Source organism: Telluria sp. GW821-FHT07G12 (assembly GCF_059418525.1).
In genome coordinates this window covers 1,638,352-1,653,372 of the sequence record NZ_JBWKQA010000001.1, presented here as the reverse complement: position 1 = coordinate 1,653,372, position 15,021 = coordinate 1,638,352, and the positions used below count along the sequence as shown (strand labels likewise).

General features: G+C 66.4%; 10 protein-coding genes and 1 tRNA gene. 8 read left to right on the top strand and 3 right to left on the bottom strand.

The window, feature by feature from the left end:
• Positions 1-8: 8 nt before the first annotated feature.
• Genes AC07PE_RS07620 through AC07PE_RS07610 form a run of 3 tightly spaced genes read left to right on the top strand, consistent with a single transcriptional unit; the run spans position 9 to position 6,598 of the window.
• On the top strand, positions 9-2,222 hold the full coding sequence (locus tag AC07PE_RS07620) for a putative bifunctional diguanylate cyclase/phosphodiesterase (protein WP_498763015.1): 2,214 nt from the start codon (positions 9-11) through the stop codon (positions 2,220-2,222).
• A 15-nt stretch (positions 2,223-2,237) separates the two neighbouring features.
• The gene (locus tag AC07PE_RS07615) at positions 2,238-3,791 is read left to right on the top strand and encodes a tetratricopeptide repeat protein (RefSeq protein ID WP_498762786.1); all 1,554 of its coding nucleotides are present in this window, start codon (positions 2,238-2,240) and stop codon (positions 3,789-3,791) included.
• A gap of 35 nt (positions 3,792-3,826) precedes the next feature.
• Positions 3,827-6,598 carry a M16 family metallopeptidase gene (locus AC07PE_RS07610; RefSeq protein ID WP_498762785.1) on the top strand — a complete coding sequence of 924 codons (2,772 nt, stop codon included), beginning with the start codon at positions 3,827-3,829 and terminating at the stop codon, positions 6,596-6,598.
• Between the two features lie 4 nt (positions 6,599-6,602).
• On the opposite strand, the gene AC07PE_RS07605 is transcribed toward AC07PE_RS07610, so the two are convergent.
• Positions 6,603-6,827 (bottom strand): hypothetical protein, encoded by a 225-nt coding sequence (locus tag AC07PE_RS07605; RefSeq protein ID WP_498762784.1) that lies wholly within the window; start codon positions 6,825-6,827, stop codon positions 6,603-6,605.
• 7 nt (positions 6,828-6,834) lie between these two features.
• The gene (locus AC07PE_RS07600; protein WP_498762783.1) at positions 6,835-7,635 is read right to left on the bottom strand and encodes an alpha/beta fold hydrolase; all 801 of its coding nucleotides are present in this window, start codon (positions 7,633-7,635) and stop codon (positions 6,835-6,837) included.
• Between the two features lie 132 nt (positions 7,636-7,767).
• On the opposite strand from AC07PE_RS07600, the gene AC07PE_RS07595 reads away from it, so the two are divergent.
• From AC07PE_RS07595 to AC07PE_RS07585, 3 genes are all read left to right on the top strand, one after another.
• Positions 7,768-8,997: a putative DNA modification/repair radical SAM protein gene (locus AC07PE_RS07595; protein WP_498762782.1), complete on the top strand. Its 1,230-nt coding sequence runs from the start codon at positions 7,768-7,770 to the stop codon at positions 8,995-8,997.
• Positions 8,994-10,490, top strand: a complete 1,497-nt coding sequence (locus tag AC07PE_RS07590; protein ID WP_498762781.1) for a UdgX family uracil-DNA binding protein — start codon at positions 8,994-8,996, stop codon at positions 10,488-10,490. The genes AC07PE_RS07595 and AC07PE_RS07590 overlap by 4 nt, the downstream gene beginning before the upstream one ends.
• A gap of 119 nt (positions 10,491-10,609) precedes the next feature.
• Positions 10,610-11,620, top strand: coding sequence for a TraB/GumN family protein (locus AC07PE_RS07585; RefSeq protein WP_498762780.1), 1,011 nt, complete (start codon positions 10,610-10,612; stop codon positions 11,618-11,620).
• Positions 11,621-11,638: 18 nt separating this feature from the next.
• On the opposite strand, the gene epsC is transcribed toward AC07PE_RS07585, so the two are convergent.
• A complete protein-coding gene (gene epsC, locus AC07PE_RS07580) occupies positions 11,639-12,562 on the bottom strand; it encodes a serine O-acetyltransferase EpsC (protein WP_498762779.1) in 924 nt (307 codons plus the stop codon).
• Between the two features lie 222 nt (positions 12,563-12,784).
• Here epsC and AC07PE_RS07575 point away from each other — a divergent pair.
• Both AC07PE_RS07575 and AC07PE_RS07570 read left to right on the top strand, forming a co-directional pair.
• Positions 12,785-12,858, top strand: a tRNA-Gly gene (locus AC07PE_RS07575).
• Positions 12,859-12,943: 85 nt separating this feature from the next.
• Positions 12,944-14,998: a hybrid sensor histidine kinase/response regulator gene (locus tag AC07PE_RS07570; protein ID WP_498762778.1), complete on the top strand. Its 2,055-nt coding sequence runs from the start codon at positions 12,944-12,946 to the stop codon at positions 14,996-14,998.
• Positions 14,999-15,021: the final 23 nt, after the last annotated feature.

The window sequence follows — 15,021 nt, the reverse complement described above, 5'->3', positions numbered from 1 at the left end:
CGTCTCCCATGCCTCACGACGCGCTTGCGCCGCAAGCATCGCATGCCTCGCTGTCCGCCGCACTGGAGCAGCCGCGCCTGCTGCTGGTCGACGACGAACCGCGCCTGCTGTCATCGCTGTATGAGCTGCTGCAAGGCCGCGGCTACCAGCTGGTCACCGCATCGACCGGCACCGAGGCCCTGACCCACCTGTCGAAGCTGCGTTTCGATATGGTCCTGCTCGACCTGCGCCTGCCCGACATCGGCGGCCACGAGATCATGGACTTCATCAACCAGAAAGGCATCGACGCCGACGTCATCGTGATGAGCGGCGAGGTCGGGATCGACGCCGCGATCGGCGCACTGAAGCGCGGCGCCTACGACTACCTGCGCAAGCCTTACAGCCGCGAAGAGCTGCTCAAGACCGTCGGCAATGCGCTCAAGGCGCGCCGCCTCGAGGAAGCCAACCGCCGCATCGCCAACCAGCTGGAAAACTCCGAGAAGATGTACCGCTACCTGGTGGACTCCTCGCCGGACATCATCTATACGCTGAACCACGAAGGCCGCTTCACCTTCGTCAACGACCGTGCCTACCAGCTGCTCGGCTACCGCCGCGAAGAGCTGATCGGTCAGCATTATTCGGTGCTGGTGCATGAAGAAGACCTGGAGCGCGCACGCTATTCCTTCAACGAGCGCCGCGTCGACGAACGCGCCTCGCGCAACGTGGAACTGCGCCTGAAGTGCCACGCCGGCTCTAACCAGGAACGCACCTTCAACAACACCCTGATGACGATCTCGCTGAACGCGATCGGCATGCACGTGCCCGACCAGGAAGTCAAAAAGCTGGAGTTCTTCGGCACCTATGGCGTGGCGCGCGACATCACCGACCGCAAGCGCGCGGAAGAGGTCATCTCCTACCAGGCCTACCACGACATCTTGACCGACCTGCCGAACCGCATCCTGTTCAAGGACCGGCTCGGCCTCGCCGTCATTCAAGCAAAGCGCAAGCAGACCGAGCTCGCGGTGATGTTCATCGACCTCGACCGCTTCAAGCTGGTCAACGACACCCTCGGCCATGTCAAAGGCGACGAGCTGCTGCAGCAGGTCTCGGTGCGCCTGAAGGAATGCCTGCGCAAGGGCGACACCCTGGCGCGCCAGGGCGGCGACGAATTCACCATCGTGCTGCCCGAGCTGCGCGACCGCGGTGACGCCAGCCACGTGGCCGACAAATTCCTCGAGTGCCTGCAGCAGCCCTTCGACCTGGATGGCCATCAGGTCCACATCTCGGCCTCGATCGGCATCGCGATCTATCCGGGCCATGGCGAGTCGATCGACGAGCTGCTGCGCCACGCCGACATCGCCATGTACCAGGTCAAGGGACAAGGGAAGAACGGGCACGCCTTCTACGACGAGTCGATGCAGGACGTGTCGCACCAGAAGATCGCACTGGGCCAGAGCCTGCGCCGCGCCCTGGAAAACGACGAGCTGGAGATGTACTACCAGCCGCAGATCGACGCCGCCAGCGGCCGCATCGTCGGCGCCGAGGCGCTGATGCGCTGGAACCACCCGACCCGGGGCATCGTCTCGCCGGGCGAGTTCCTGCCTTTCGCCGAAGAGAACGGGCTGATGATTCCGATCTCGGACTGGATGATCGGCGCGCTGTGCCGCGACATGCTGCAGTGGAAGAACATCTGCGCCAACCAGGTGCGCCTGTCGCTGAACCTGTCCCCGCAATACCTGGACCGCGGCGACTTCTTCGAGAAGATGCGCGGCGCCCTGGTGCGCTACGGGATCGCGCCGAGCCAGATCGAGGTCGAGATCACCGAGAACATCTGCATCCGCAACCCGCAGCACGCGATCGAGCAGCTCAATAAACTGGGCCAGCTGGGCGTGTCGGTGGCGATCGACGACTTCGGCACCGGCTATTCGAGTCTGGCCTATCTGCACCGCTTCCCGGTCCACACGATCAAGATCGACCAGTCCTTCGTCAAGGAGATCCACGACGAATACGGCCACTATCCGGTGGTGCTGGCGATCATCTCGATCGCGCGCGGCCTGGGCCTGAACCTGATTGCGGAAGGCGTGGAGACCGAGTCGCAGGCGCGCTACCTGCGCGCCAATGGCTGCATGACGATGCAGGGCTACCTGTATCACCGCCCGATGCCGCTGCCGCGCTTCACGGAAGTGCTGCGCTCCCAGGTCGTGCCGGCCAGCGCCGGCAATGTACTGGCCTTCCAGGCGTAATTGCAGGATTGCGTCATGCCCGATACCGCCGCCGCAAGCCAGACAGCTGCCCATCACACGGCTGAATTCCTGCGCGTAAAAGCGCTGGCCGAGCGCGGCGTGGCCAGCGCCCAGCACAGCCTGGGCTTCATGTACGTGAACGGCCAGGGCGTGCCGAAGAACTACGAGCTGGCCGTGGCCTGGTACCGCATGGCGGCCAGCGCCGGCCTCGAACAGGCCCAGTACAACCTCGGCGTGATGTACCAGAAGGGCCAGGGCGTGGCCCAGGACCTGGCGCAAGCCGTCTACTGGTACACCCAGGCCGCGGAACAGGGCTACGCGGCGGCCCAGTACAACCTGGGCTGGCTGTACGCCAAGGGACAAGGCATCCCGGCCGACGTGCACCAGGCCATGCACTGGTTCGGCAAGGCGGCCGAGCAGGGCGACCCCGGCGCCCAGCACAACCTCGGCATGATGTACGAAGGCGGCAAGGGCGTGAGCCAGGACATCGCGCAAGCCATCGAATGGTACCGCCGCGCCGCCGAGCAGAATTACGCGCGCTCGCAGTTCAACCTGGCGCTGCGCTACGACAGCGGCCAAGGCATGGCTCGCGACGTCCAGCAGGCCATCCACTGGTTCCGCAAGGCGGCCGAGCAGGGCTATGCGCCGGCCCAGTTCAATCTGGGCCTGCGCTACGACAAGGGCCAGGACCTGCCGCAGGACAGCGAGAAGGCGATCCTCTGGTACGGCCGCGCAGGCGAGCAGGGCCACGCCAGTTCGCAATTCAACCTGGCCCTGATCTACGATAGCGGCCACGGCGTCGCCCGCGATCCCGAACTGGCGCTGAACTGGTTCCGCAAGGCGGCCGAGCAGGGCCACGCCGGCGCCCAGGACAACCTGGGCCTGCGCTACGAACATGGGCAGGGCGTGGACCAGGATTACGCCATCGCCGCGCACTGGTACCGCAAGGCCGCCGAGCAGGGTTCGGCTGGCGCTCAATACCACCTGGGCCAGCTGGTCGACGCCGGCCACGGCGTACCGCAGGATCCACAGCGAGCCATCGATTGGTACCGCAAAGCCGCCGAGCAGGGCCACCTGCGCGCCCAGTTCGACCTCGCCCTGCGCATCGAAGACGAAGCCATGCACTGGTACCGCAAGGCGGCCGACCAGGACTACGCACCCGCCCAGTACATGCTGGGCCAGCTGCTGGACCGCGACGATTCCGGCGCCATCGATCCGCGCCAGGCCTGGGAGTGGTACCGCAAGGCCGCCGACCAGGGCCACGCGCTGGCCCAGTTCGCGCTCGGCCTGCGCTATGACAGCGGCCACGGCGTCGAACGCGACTACGAAGCGGCCCATTTCTGGTACCTGTGCGCCGCGCGCCAGGGCCATGCCCGCGCCCAGTTCAACCTCGGCGTCATGTACGCCAGCGGCCAGGGCGTGCAGAAGGACCTGGTCGAGGCCTATGCCTGGCTGCACCGCGCCGGCGCTGCCGGCGTCATCCCCGCCACCACCTACATCCAGCGCATTGCCGCGCGCATGGAGCCTGCTCTCCTCGCGCAAGCCAACGGCTACGCAGGCGCTGCGTAAGCCGCTTAACTATTCTTACAACAAGAGAGAAGACCATGAAACTCAAGCAGATCGTGCTCGCGCTCGGCCTGGCCGCCGCCGCATGCGCGCCGTCCCTGGCCGCCAACGCTACCGCTTCGACGAAAGCCGTATCGCCGGCCTTCGACCGCAAGGCCTACAGCATCGCCTACAAAAAATTCGTGCTGCCGAACGGCCTGACCCTGCTGGTGCATGAAGACCACAGCGTGCCGGTGGTCGGCGTGAACGTCTGGTACCACGTCGGTTCGCGCAACGAGAAGCGCGGCAAGACCGGCTTCGCTCACCTGTTCGAGCACTTCTTCTTCAACGGTTCCGAAAACTATCCGCACGGCTTCCGCGAGGCGATGGACGACCTCGGCGCCAACAACCGCAACGGCACCACGAATACGGACCGCACCAACTTCTTCGAGGACGTCCCGACCTCGGCGCTGGAACGCACGCTGTTCCTGGAATCGGACCGCATGGGCTTCCTCGGCAACTACATCTCGCAGGCGATGCTGGAGCGCGAGCGCGGCGTGGTGCAGAACGAGAAACGCCAGGGCGACAACCAGCCCTACGGCAAGGTACGCTATGAATTCGCGGCCAAGATGTACCCGTACTCGCACCCCTATTCGTGGACTACGATCGGCAGCATGGACGACCTGAACGCGGCTTCGCTGGAAGACATCCGCGAGTGGTACCGCACCTACTACGGCCCGAACAACGCGGTGCTGTCGCTGGCCGGCGACATCACCCCGGAGCGCGCGCTGGAACTGGTCAACAAGTACTTCGGCGCGCTGCCGCCGGGACCGCCGCTGCCGCGTACCGAAACCTGGATCCCGGTGCTGGACCGCGACATCCGCGACGAGATGGAAGACCAGGTGCCGCAGGTGCGCGTCTACCGCCGCTGGCATTCGGCGGCGTGGAAGGATGCGGACGTGGCGCGCCTGCAGCTGCTGGGCGACGTGCTGGCCGGCTCGAAGAGCGCGCGCCTGGACAAGCGCCTGGTGTACGAGAAGGGCATCGCCACCAGCGTCTCCGCCGGTGTGCAGGACAGCGAATTGGGCGGCAGCTTCGGCATCACCGTCACGCTGAAGAACGGCGCCGACCAGGCGGAAGCCGAACGTGAAATCGACCGCATCGTGGGCGAGTTGCTGGAGAAGGGCCCGACCGCCGAGGAACTGGCGCGCGTGAAGACCCGCGAGCTGGCCGAATTCTCGCGCGGCCTCGAGCGCCTGGGCGGCTTCGGCGGCCGCGCCGACGTGCTGGCCGAGAGCATGACCTACGGCGGCAGCCCGGACGCCTACCTGACCCGCCTGGAGCAGATGGCGAACGCCACCCCGGCCGAGGTGAAGGCCGCCGGCAAGCGCTGGTTAAGCGCACATCACTACACGATGACCGTGAAGCCGTTCGCGAAACTGGCCGCCGTAAAATCCAGCTTCGACCGCAAGCAGCTGCCGGCACTCGGCCAGGCGCCCGACGTCAGCTTCCCGGCCATGCAGCGCGCCCAGTTGAAGAACGGCCTGAAGGTGGTGCTGCTGGAACGCCATGGCGCACCGATCGTCAACGCCGCGCTGGTGCTGGACGCCGGCGCCGCCGCCGACCCGGCCGGCAAGGAAGGCCTGGCTTCGCTGTCCCTGGGCCTGATCGACAAGGGCACGAAAACGCGCAACGCGTTCCAGCTGTCCGACGCGCTGGAATCGCTGGGCGCCGAGATGAGCACCGGCACCTCGCAGGACCAGTCGGTGCTGCGCCTGAAGGCGACCAGCGCCAAGCTGGCGCCGTCGCTCGCGTTGATGGCCGATGCCGCCCTCAATGCCACCTTCCCGCAAGACCAGGTCGAGCTGGCCAAGCAGCGCCGCCTGGCCCAGGTGGGGCAGGAAAAGGCCCAGCCGAGCGCTCTCGCGGTGCGCGTGATGCCGGGCATCCTGTATGGCGCGAATCACGCCTACGGCCGTCCGGCGACCGGCACCGAAGCCAGCACCCAGAGCGTCAATCGTGACGACGTCGCGCGCTGGCACGACGCCTGGTTCCGTCCGGGCAGCGCGACCCTGGTCGTGACCGGCGACACCACGCTCGAGAAGCTGGTACCGGCGCTGGAATCCAGTTTCGGCAAATGGCAGGCCGGCAGCGCGCCCGCCAAGCAGGTGCCGGCCGTAGCCGCCACCGCGGGCAAGCGCATCTACCTGATCGACAAGCCGGAAGCGCCGCAGTCGACCATCGTCGCGGCCCATGTGTCGCTGCCCGCCGGCCAGCCGGACGAGCTGGCGATCCAGGCCGTGATGCACAACTTCGGCGGCATGGCGACCTCGCGCCTGAACCGCAACCTGCGCCTGGATAAGCACTGGAGCTACGGCACCACCGCGCGCATGATCGACATGCGCGGCCAGCGCAGCTTCCTGACCCTGGCGCCGGTGCAGACCGACAAGACGGTCGAAGCGATGCAGGAAGTGGCGAAGGAAATCCGCGACATCGCCGGCCAGCGTCCGATCGCCGGCGAGGAGTTCGACAGTGTGATGCGCAACGTGACCTCGCGCCTGCCGGGCCGCTTCGCCACCCTGGATGCGCTGGAAGGCGCGGCCGTCACCAGCATCAACCTTGGCCTGCCGGACGATTACTGGAGCCGCTACGCCGGCGGCATGCGCGCGCTGAACGACAAGCAGCTGGCCAGCGCCGGCGCGCGCTACGTGCATCCGGACGACGTGGTGTGGCTGGTGATCGGCGACCTGCGCAAGGTCGAACCGGGCATCCGCAAGCTGGGCTGGGGAGAGGTGACGGTGCTGGACGCGGACGGCAAGCCGGTCCGCTGACGCTTCATTGCTGCTGCGGCGGCGGCGAGCGCTCCTGTTTCGAGCGCTCGTAGTTGATTTGCCAGAGCATGCCGGCGCCGAGGCCGATCAGGACCGCGACGATGCCTGCGACCCCGCCGAATCCGGGGATCAGGCTGGCCAGGACCAGTGCAAGCAGGCCTGCCGCCAGCACCGAAAGGCCGACGCGCCACCAGACGATGAGGTGGAAGAGGAGTTCGAGCGCGTCCATGCAGGCTTCAGCCCAGCGTCCGGTGCAGGAAAGCGTCGATCGCCCTCGACGTTGCGGTCGCCGCGCTGATGTGCGGGCAGTGGCCTTCATCGTCGATGATGCGCAGGCTGCTGTCCGGCAGGTGGCGCAGCATGTATTCGCCGACCTCGCGCGGGACGATCAGGTCGTCGCGGCATTGCAGGATCAGGCTCGGCACCTTCGAGCGCGGCAGGTCGGCGCGGTGATCGGACAGGAAGGTCGCGCGCCCGAAATGGCGTGCGATACCCTGGTCGTTGCGCATGAAGCTGGCCAGCAGTTCCCTGGTGAGTTCCGGGCGCACGCCGCCCATCAGGATAGGCGCCATGCGCTGCGACCAGGCGGGGAAGTCGGCGTCCATCGTGCCCAGCATCGCCTCCATGTCCTCGCGGTTGAAACCGCCCACGTAATCGCCGTCGTTGATATAGCAGGGCGACGGTCCCACCATCACTTGCGCCAGGAAGCGCTCGGGCGCCTTGTTTGCCGCCAGCAGGCCGATCGTGGCGCTGACCGAATGGCCGACGAAGACCACCGGCCCGGCCGAGCAGGCATCCAGGATGTCCAGCAGATCGTCGGCATGGCCGTGCAGGCTGCCGTGCCGCACGCGGTCATAGGCTGAGCGGTCGGAATTGCCGCTGCCGGTCAGGTCGTACAGGACGGTACGGAAGCGGTCCTGGTAGGCCGGGGCGAGAAAACGCCACATGTTCTGGTCGCAGCCGAGGCCATGCGCGAACACCATGGTCGCGTGGCCGGCGCCGGCAATGTGGACGTTGTTGCGAAACTGGACAGACATCGATAATCAAATTCGTCAAAAAAGCGACATTGCGAATTCTCATATTCTCTCATGTTACATACGTGTGCTCACGCACAGCCGCGCGAATCGGAACTGCGTTATACTGTGCATCCATACAGTATTTACTGCGCGATGGAACTCAAAGACAAGCTCGAGATCCTGGCCGATGCCGCCAAATATGACGCTTCCTGCGCCAGCAGTGGGGCGCCCAAGCGGGATTCGGTCGACAAGGATGGCCTGGGGGCCACCAATGGCATGGGCATCTGCCACAGCTACACGCCGGACGGCCGCTGCGTGTCGCTGCTGAAGATACTGCTGACGAATTTCTGCATCTACGATTGCCAGTACTGCGTCAACCGCCGCACCTCGAATGTGCCGCGGGCCCGCTTCTCGGTCGACGAAGTGGTCAAGCTGACCCAGGATTTCTACCTGCGCAACTACATCGACGGGCTGTTCCTCAGCTCGGGCATCATCCAGTCCAGCGACTACACGATGGAGCAGCTGGTCGAGGTCGCGCGGCGCCTGCGCGAAGAGCACAAATTCCGTGGCTACATCCACTTGAAAACCATTCCGGATGCCGATCCGCGTTTGATCGAACTGGCCGGCAAGTACGCCGACCGGCTGTCCGTCAACATCGAGCTGCCGACCCAGGACAGCGTCACGCGCCTGGCGCCCGAGAAGAACGTCCACACCATCAAGCTGGCGATGGGCTCGATCCGCACCAAGCTGGATGAGAAGGACGATCATCCGAAGGCGCCTGTCTTTGCGCCGGCCGGGCAGAGCACGCAGATGATCGTCGGCGCCGACGCCAGCGACGACCAGACCATCCTGAATACGGCCCAGACCCTGTACGGCTCCTACAAGCTGAAGCGCGTGTACTACTCGGCCTTCAGCCCGATTCCGCAGAGTCCTTCCAGCGTGCCCTCGGCGCCGCCGCCGCTGCTGCGCGAGCACCGCCTGTACCAGGCCGATTTCCTCTTGCGCGGCTATGGCTTCACGGCCGGCGAACTGATGCCGTCGGCCGGCAACCTGGCGCTCGACATCGACCCCAAGCTGGCCTGGGCGCTCAGCAACCGGGAACACTTCCCCCTCGACCTGAACCGCGCCGACGAGAACATGATCGCGCGCGTGCCGGGCATCGGCCTGCGCTCCGCGAAACGCATCATCGACCTGCGCCGGCTGCGCCGCATCCGCTGGGAAGATCTGTCGCGCCTGCGCTGCAGCCTCAAAAAGCTGGCGCCCTTCGTGGTCACCGCGGACTACAAGCCGGCGCAGGGCGCAACGTCTTCCGAACTGCTGCGGCGGAACATGGCCGACGCGCCGCAGCAAATGAATCTGTGGCCGGAGCTGCAGGCAGCATGAGTGCGATCGACCGACAGCGCGCAGGCCAGCCGCTGCTGGTCGAGACCTTCGCCGAATGGCGCAAGGCGGCGCGCGAGCTGCTGGTCCACGACGTGCCGCCGGAGCTGGTCACCTGGAGCACGCCGTATGCGGGCGGCGACCTGTTCTCGGGTGCGCCGTCCACGGCCGAGCAGCCGCATAATCCTTCCGACAATGTGCCGCTGGAGCCAACACCTCCGCGCCACGCGCCGCCGCACATCCCGCGCTCGCTGATGGACATGCTGCAAAGCGCCGCCTGCTGCCGCGTGCCGGACCGCTGGGCCTTCCTGTACCGCGTGATCTGGCGCTGGCAGCAGGGCGAGCACGACGTGCAGTCGCCGGCCGACGAAGACGGCGCGCGCCTGAACGCGATGGTGAAGGCGGTGCGCCGTGAGGAGCACGACATGCATGCCTACATCCGATTCCGCGAACGCCCGGCCGAAGCGGGGCCGCCGCGTTTCGTCGCTTGGTACGAGCCGCAGCACGACGTGCTGCCGCAGGTGGCGGAACACTTCGTCTCGCGCATGGGCAAGGTCAGCTGGATGATCGCCACCCCCGAAGCCAGCGTGCTGTGGGATGGCCAGACCCTGCACAACACCGGCCCCTTGGTAAAGAATTCCGAAGACCTCGAAGACACCGGCGAAGCGCTGTGGCTGACGTACTACCGCAGCGTGTTCAACCCGGCGCGCCTGAACCAGGCGGTGATGCAGCAGCACATCCCTTCGCATCGCTGGAAAAATTTGCCAGAAGGCAAAATCGTGACCCACATGATTTCCGAAGCGGCGCGTGGCGCACGCAAGGTCGGCCAGTACGAGGCGGTCGGCCAGCGCAAGGGCACGACCATCCCGATCGCGCCCGAGGATGCGCAGCCGGAGCGCCAGCAGCCGTCGAAGCTGGACGAATGCCGGCGCTGCAAGCTGTGGCAGTTCGCCACCCAGGCGGTGGGCGGGGAAGGGCCGAAGAAGGCGAAGATCATGTTCGTCGGCGAGCAGCCGGGCGACCAGGAAGACCTGGCCGGCCAGCCTTTCGTGGGGCCGGCCGGCAAGCTGCTCGACCAGGTCTGCGAGAAGGCCGGCGTTGACCGCGACAGCATCTACGTGACCAACGCCGTCAAGCATTTCAAGTGGGAGCCGCGCGGCAAGCGCCGCATCCACAAGACGCCGGCGCAGAAGGAGATCGAGGCCTGCCACTACTGGCTGGACAAGGAGCTGGCCCACGTCAAGCCGACCGTGATCGTGGCGCTGGGCGCGACCGCCCTCAAGTCCGTGATGCGCATGGCGAACGTGACCCTGAAGAATTTGATCGGCCACCCGGTTTTCCACGAGGGGCACTGGATCGTCACCACCTACCACCCCTCCTACGTGCTGCGGGTGCCTGGCGAGGAGGCCAAGCGCGAGGCTTTCCAGACCATGGTGGACAGCCTCAAGCTGGCCCAGGATCTTCTCGATCGCCAGCCGGAAGAGCCGCCGGCTTAGATATACACAGCTTGTAACATCCTGTTGCGCCCATATCCCCCTCGATGCCATTTAGGTAATCTTTGGCAACACAACAATAAAGGGGGTCTCCGATGCTTGCTACGCGTATTGCCTGTGTCTTGTCACTGAGCCTGCTGAGCGCCGCGGCGCCGGCGCAGACCGATCCGTCATCCGTTCCCGCCGAGCCGGCAGCTGCGCAGGCAGGAGAGGAAGGCCCTGCGGCCCAGGTTCTCGTTGCCGGCAAGCGCCCCGGGCCAGGCTTATGGAAAGTGTCGAAGGATGGCCACGTGATGTGGGTGTTCGGCACGTATGCGCCGCTGCCTTTGAGGATGGAGTGGGACGACAGCCGGGTCGACCGCCTGATCGGGCAGTCGCAGGAAGTGTTGGCGCCGCCGGGCGTGAGCGTCGGCGTCGGCTGGTGGGGCGGCCTGAAGGCCGTGGCTGCGCTGCCGTCGTTGGTCGGTGCGATCAAGAACCCCGACGGCGCCGAGTTGCGCCAGGTGGTGCCGGCCGATGTCTACGCGCGCTGGGCAGTGCTGAAAGCGAAATACATCGGCGAGGACGACAAGGTCGAAACCTTCCGTCCCTTCTTCGCCGCGCAGAAACTGACGGACGCCGCCATGAAGAAGAGCGGCCTGTCCGGCGGCGCCGAGGTGCGCAAGCAGATCGATGACATCGCAAAACGGCGCGGCGTGAAGCTGACCCCGACCGGTGTCTCGATCAAGCTCGAGGAGCCGGGGCGCCTGCTGAAAGATTTCAAGCAATCGCAACTGGAGGACGTCGCCTGTTTTACCAGGACGCTTGAAAGCTTCGAAGGCGATATCGATGCCATGCGCGTGCGCGCCAACGCCTGGGCGAACGGCAACGTCGCCGAGATCGGCAATCTCGACTACGCCGAACGCGAGGGCGCCTGCACGGACGCGCTCTTCAACAGCCCCGCCGCCAAAAAGCACCCGGCATTCCAGAATCTGCGCGAACGCCGCATGGCATCGTGGCTGACGGCAGCCGAAAGATCGCTGGCCAACAATGCTTCGACCGTCGCCGTGCTGCAGATGAGCGACATCCTTGGGCCGAAGAGCTACCTGGCCGCGCTGCAGGCCAGGGGCTACACGGTCGAGAGCCCGAAGTGAGCCGCTAGCGCGCTTGCGTCAGGCCGGCTCGTTCTGCTGCCCCAGCCTTTCCTCGCGCGCCGCAGCCTGGGCCACGCGCGCGCCTGGCGCCACATCCTCGGTCACCCACACGTTGCCGCCGATGACCGCGCCTTTGCCCACCGTGATGCGTCCCAGCACGGTGGCGCCGGCGTAGATGACGACGTCGTCTTCCACGATCGGGTGGCGCGGCAGGCCTTTCTGCAGGCTGCCGTCGGCATTCGTCGGGAAGCGCTTGGCGCCCAGGGTGACAGCCTGGTACAGGCGCACGCGCTGGCCGATGACGGCGGTCTCGCCGATCACGACGCCGGTGCCGTGGTCGATGAAGAAGCCGGCGCCGATCTTCGCGCCCGGGTGGATGTCGATGCCGGTGGCGGCGTGCGCCAGCTCCGAGATGATGCGCGCCAGCAGTGGCAAGCCCAGTTCGTAGAGGCGATGCGCCAGCCGATAATGGATCATCGCCAGCACGCCGGGATAGCACAGCAGCACTTCGTCGACGCTGCGCGCGGCCGGGTCGCCCTGGTAGGCGGCCAGCACGTCGCTGTCGACCTGCACCCGCACGTCCGGCAGCGCGGCGCCGAAGGCCTGGGTGGCCGCCAGGGCCTGGCTGGCGATGTCGCCGTCGGTGCGCTGCTGCAGGGCGGCGCTGTAGTGCAGCTCGATCTGCACCTGGCGCAGCAGCGAGTGCAGGGCGGAATCGAGGGCGTGGGCGACGTGGATGTCCTCGCTTTCGCGGCGCAGGCCGGGCGGCCCCAGGCGCATCGGGAACAGCACGCCCTTGAGCTGGGCGACGATCTCCGCCAGCGCGTCGCGCGACGGGAATTCGATGCCGCGCACCTCGCCGGCGGGACGGTGGGCCTGGCGCCATTGCTGGCGGGCGTCGTGCAGGTCGCGTACGATCGCGCCGATGTCGAAGTGTGCCATTAGAGTTCCTCGAGTGAAATGAGCGCTGCGCCAGGGCATGCGCGCCGCGCGCCCAATATAGCGGGCCGGTTTGCGGATTCAAACGAATATAAAAGTGCAAGCTCATGCGAAAAGCTTCTACCTGGGCGCGCAAAAGCCTGCCCCGATCATCTTAGGCGGCATCAACGAGGGGGTAGTCGGGATTTGTCAAAGGGGCTAGAACCCGCGTAGAATGCGGGCAACGCGGGTGTAGTTCAATGGTAGAACGGCAGCTTCCCAAGCTTCATACGAGGGTTCGATTCCCTTCACCCGCTCCAGTCTTCCCGCCTTTCAGGGCCGCGTGGTGCGTCTCCCATCTTGAAACTATGGCAAACTCTGGTCTTCCTCGGACCAGACTTGACCATGCAACAACACGCCCCGCTACCTGAAGCCTCACCGCACGACGCTGACAGTCTTGCCGGCTCGCTCATGTTCCTGAGCGGAGGCGGCGAGGTCGGGGAGATGATGCGCACGCAGGACTGGAGCGCATCGCCGCTTGGGCATCCGTCTACCTGGCCGCAGGCGCTGCGCATCGTGGTCGGGCTGATGCTGAACTCGACGTTTCCTATGTTCGTTGCCTGGGGCAAGGAACTCGGCTTCCTGTACAACGACCCCTATCGCGAAGTCCTGGGCGACAAGCACCCGCGCGCGCTGGGCCGGCGCTTTCATGACATCTGGGGCGAAATCTGGCACGACATCAGCCCGCTGATCGACCGCGCCCTGAACGGCGAGGCCACCTATGCCGAGCGCCTGCTGCTGGTGATGAACCGCCACGGCTACGACGAGCCGACCTGGTTCACCTTTTCGTACTCTCCGGTGCGCGACGAACATGGCGCGATCCAGGGCATGCACTGCGCCTGCGTCGAGGTCACCGAGCAGGTGCTGGCAGACAAATACCGCGACGAGGAGAACGAGCGCTTCCGCGCCCTGTTCGAGCAGGCGCCGGGCCTGATGGCCGTGTTGCGCGGCCCCGAGCACGTGTTCGAGTTGACCAACCAGTCATATCTGCAGTTGGTCGGCCATCGCCAGTTGCTCGGCAAGACCGCGAAAGAGGCCTTGCCGGAGGTGGCCGGTCAGGGCTTCTTCGAACTGCTCGACCGCGTCTACAGCACCGGCGAGCCCTTCGTCGGCCATGCGCTGCCGCTGCGCCTGCAGCGCGAGCCGGACGGTGCGCTTGAGGAGCGCTACCTCGATTTCATCTACCAGCCGATTCGCGACGCCGGCGGCGCCGTCTCCGGCATCTTCGTCGAGGGCAGCGACGTCACCGCGCGCAAGCAGGTCGAGGACGAGCTGCGCGCCGCCAACCGCCAGAAGGACCAGTTCCTGGCCATGCTGGCCCACGAGCTGCGCAATCCGCTGGCGCCGATCATGACCGCGGCCCAGCTGCTGAAAGTCGGAAGCCTCGATGCGCGCAGCGTGGCCAACGCCAGCGAGATCATCGCGCGCCAGGCCGCCCACATGACCGACCTGGTGAACGACCTGCTGGACGTTTCGCGCGTCACCCGCGGCCTGGTCACGCTCGAGAAGGAAGAGCTGGACCTGAACGTGATCGTGTCCGCCGCGGTGGAGCAGGTGCGCCCGCTGGTCGATGCGCGCCGCCACTCGCTCACGCTGCAGCTGTCCGGCCGCAGCGCCCACGTGATCGGCGACCGCACCCGCCTGGTGCAGGTGATCTCGAATATCCTCAACAACGCCGCCAAGTACACGGCGCCGGGCGGCCGCATCACACTGTCGGTAACGGTGGACGAGAAGCGCGTCCACGTCGCCGTGCGCGACAACGGCGTCGGCATCGCGCCCGACATCCTGCCTTATATCTTCGACCTGTTCACCCAGGCCGAGCGCACTCCGGACCGCTCCCAGGGCGGACTCGGGATCGGCCTGGCCCTGGTGAAAAGCCTGGTGGCCCTGCATGGGGGCACCGTGCACGCCAATAGCGAGGGCATAGGCGAGGGCAGCGAATTCTGCATCTGCCTGCCGCGCCTGGCGGCGCCGAACGGTGCGGACGACGACGATTCATCTGCAGCCGGCATGCAGGCGCCGGGCGCCTTGCGCGTGATGGTGGTGGACGATAACGTCGACGCCGCCCAGATGCTGGCCGCGCTGCTGGAGGTGCAGGGCCATGCCGTCAGCGTGGAATACGACGGCAAGGGTGCGCTCGAACGTATCCGGCGCGAGCCGCACGAGGTGCTGCTGCTCGACATCGGCCTGCCCGACATGGATGGCTACGAACTGGCGCGCCGCCTGCGCAGCCAGCCCGAGAGCGCGGGCGCGACCCTGGTGGCGCTGACCGGCTACGGCCAGAGCCAGGACCGCAAGGAGGCCGAGCAGGCGGGCTTCGACCACTACCTCGTCAAGCCGGCCGACATGGACCAGGTCAACGAGGTGCTGGCGGAAGCCGCCAGGGTGCACGGGCGCTGAACGGGCGGCGCGCCGGCGCTGTC

Bases quoted from the DNA above. Each gene is read 5' to 3' on its own strand.
- AC07PE_RS07590 (WP_498762781.1), top strand. From the start codon at position 8,994: ATGAGTGCGATCGACCGACAGCGCGCAGGCCAGCCGCTGCTGGTCGAG.
- AC07PE_RS07600 (WP_498762783.1), bottom strand. From the start codon at position 7,635: ATGTCTGTCCAGTTTCGCAACAACGTCCACATTGCCGGCGCCGGCCAC.
- epsC (WP_498762779.1), bottom strand. From the start codon at position 12,562: ATGGCACACTTCGACATCGGCGCGATCGTACGCGACCTGCACGACGCC.
- AC07PE_RS07615 (WP_498762786.1), top strand. From the start codon at position 2,238: ATGCCCGATACCGCCGCCGCAAGCCAGACAGCTGCCCATCACACGGCT.
- AC07PE_RS07610 (WP_498762785.1), top strand. From the start codon at position 3,827: ATGAAACTCAAGCAGATCGTGCTCGCGCTCGGCCTGGCCGCCGCCGCA.
- AC07PE_RS07620 (WP_498763015.1), top strand. From the start codon at position 9: ATGCCTCACGACGCGCTTGCGCCGCAAGCATCGCATGCCTCGCTGTCC.
- AC07PE_RS07605 (WP_498762784.1), bottom strand. From the start codon at position 6,827: ATGGACGCGCTCGAACTCCTCTTCCACCTCATCGTCTGGTGGCGCGTC.
- AC07PE_RS07595 (WP_498762782.1), top strand. From the start codon at position 7,768: ATGGAACTCAAAGACAAGCTCGAGATCCTGGCCGATGCCGCCAAATAT.
- AC07PE_RS07570 (WP_498762778.1), top strand. From the start codon at position 12,944: ATGCAACAACACGCCCCGCTACCTGAAGCCTCACCGCACGACGCTGAC.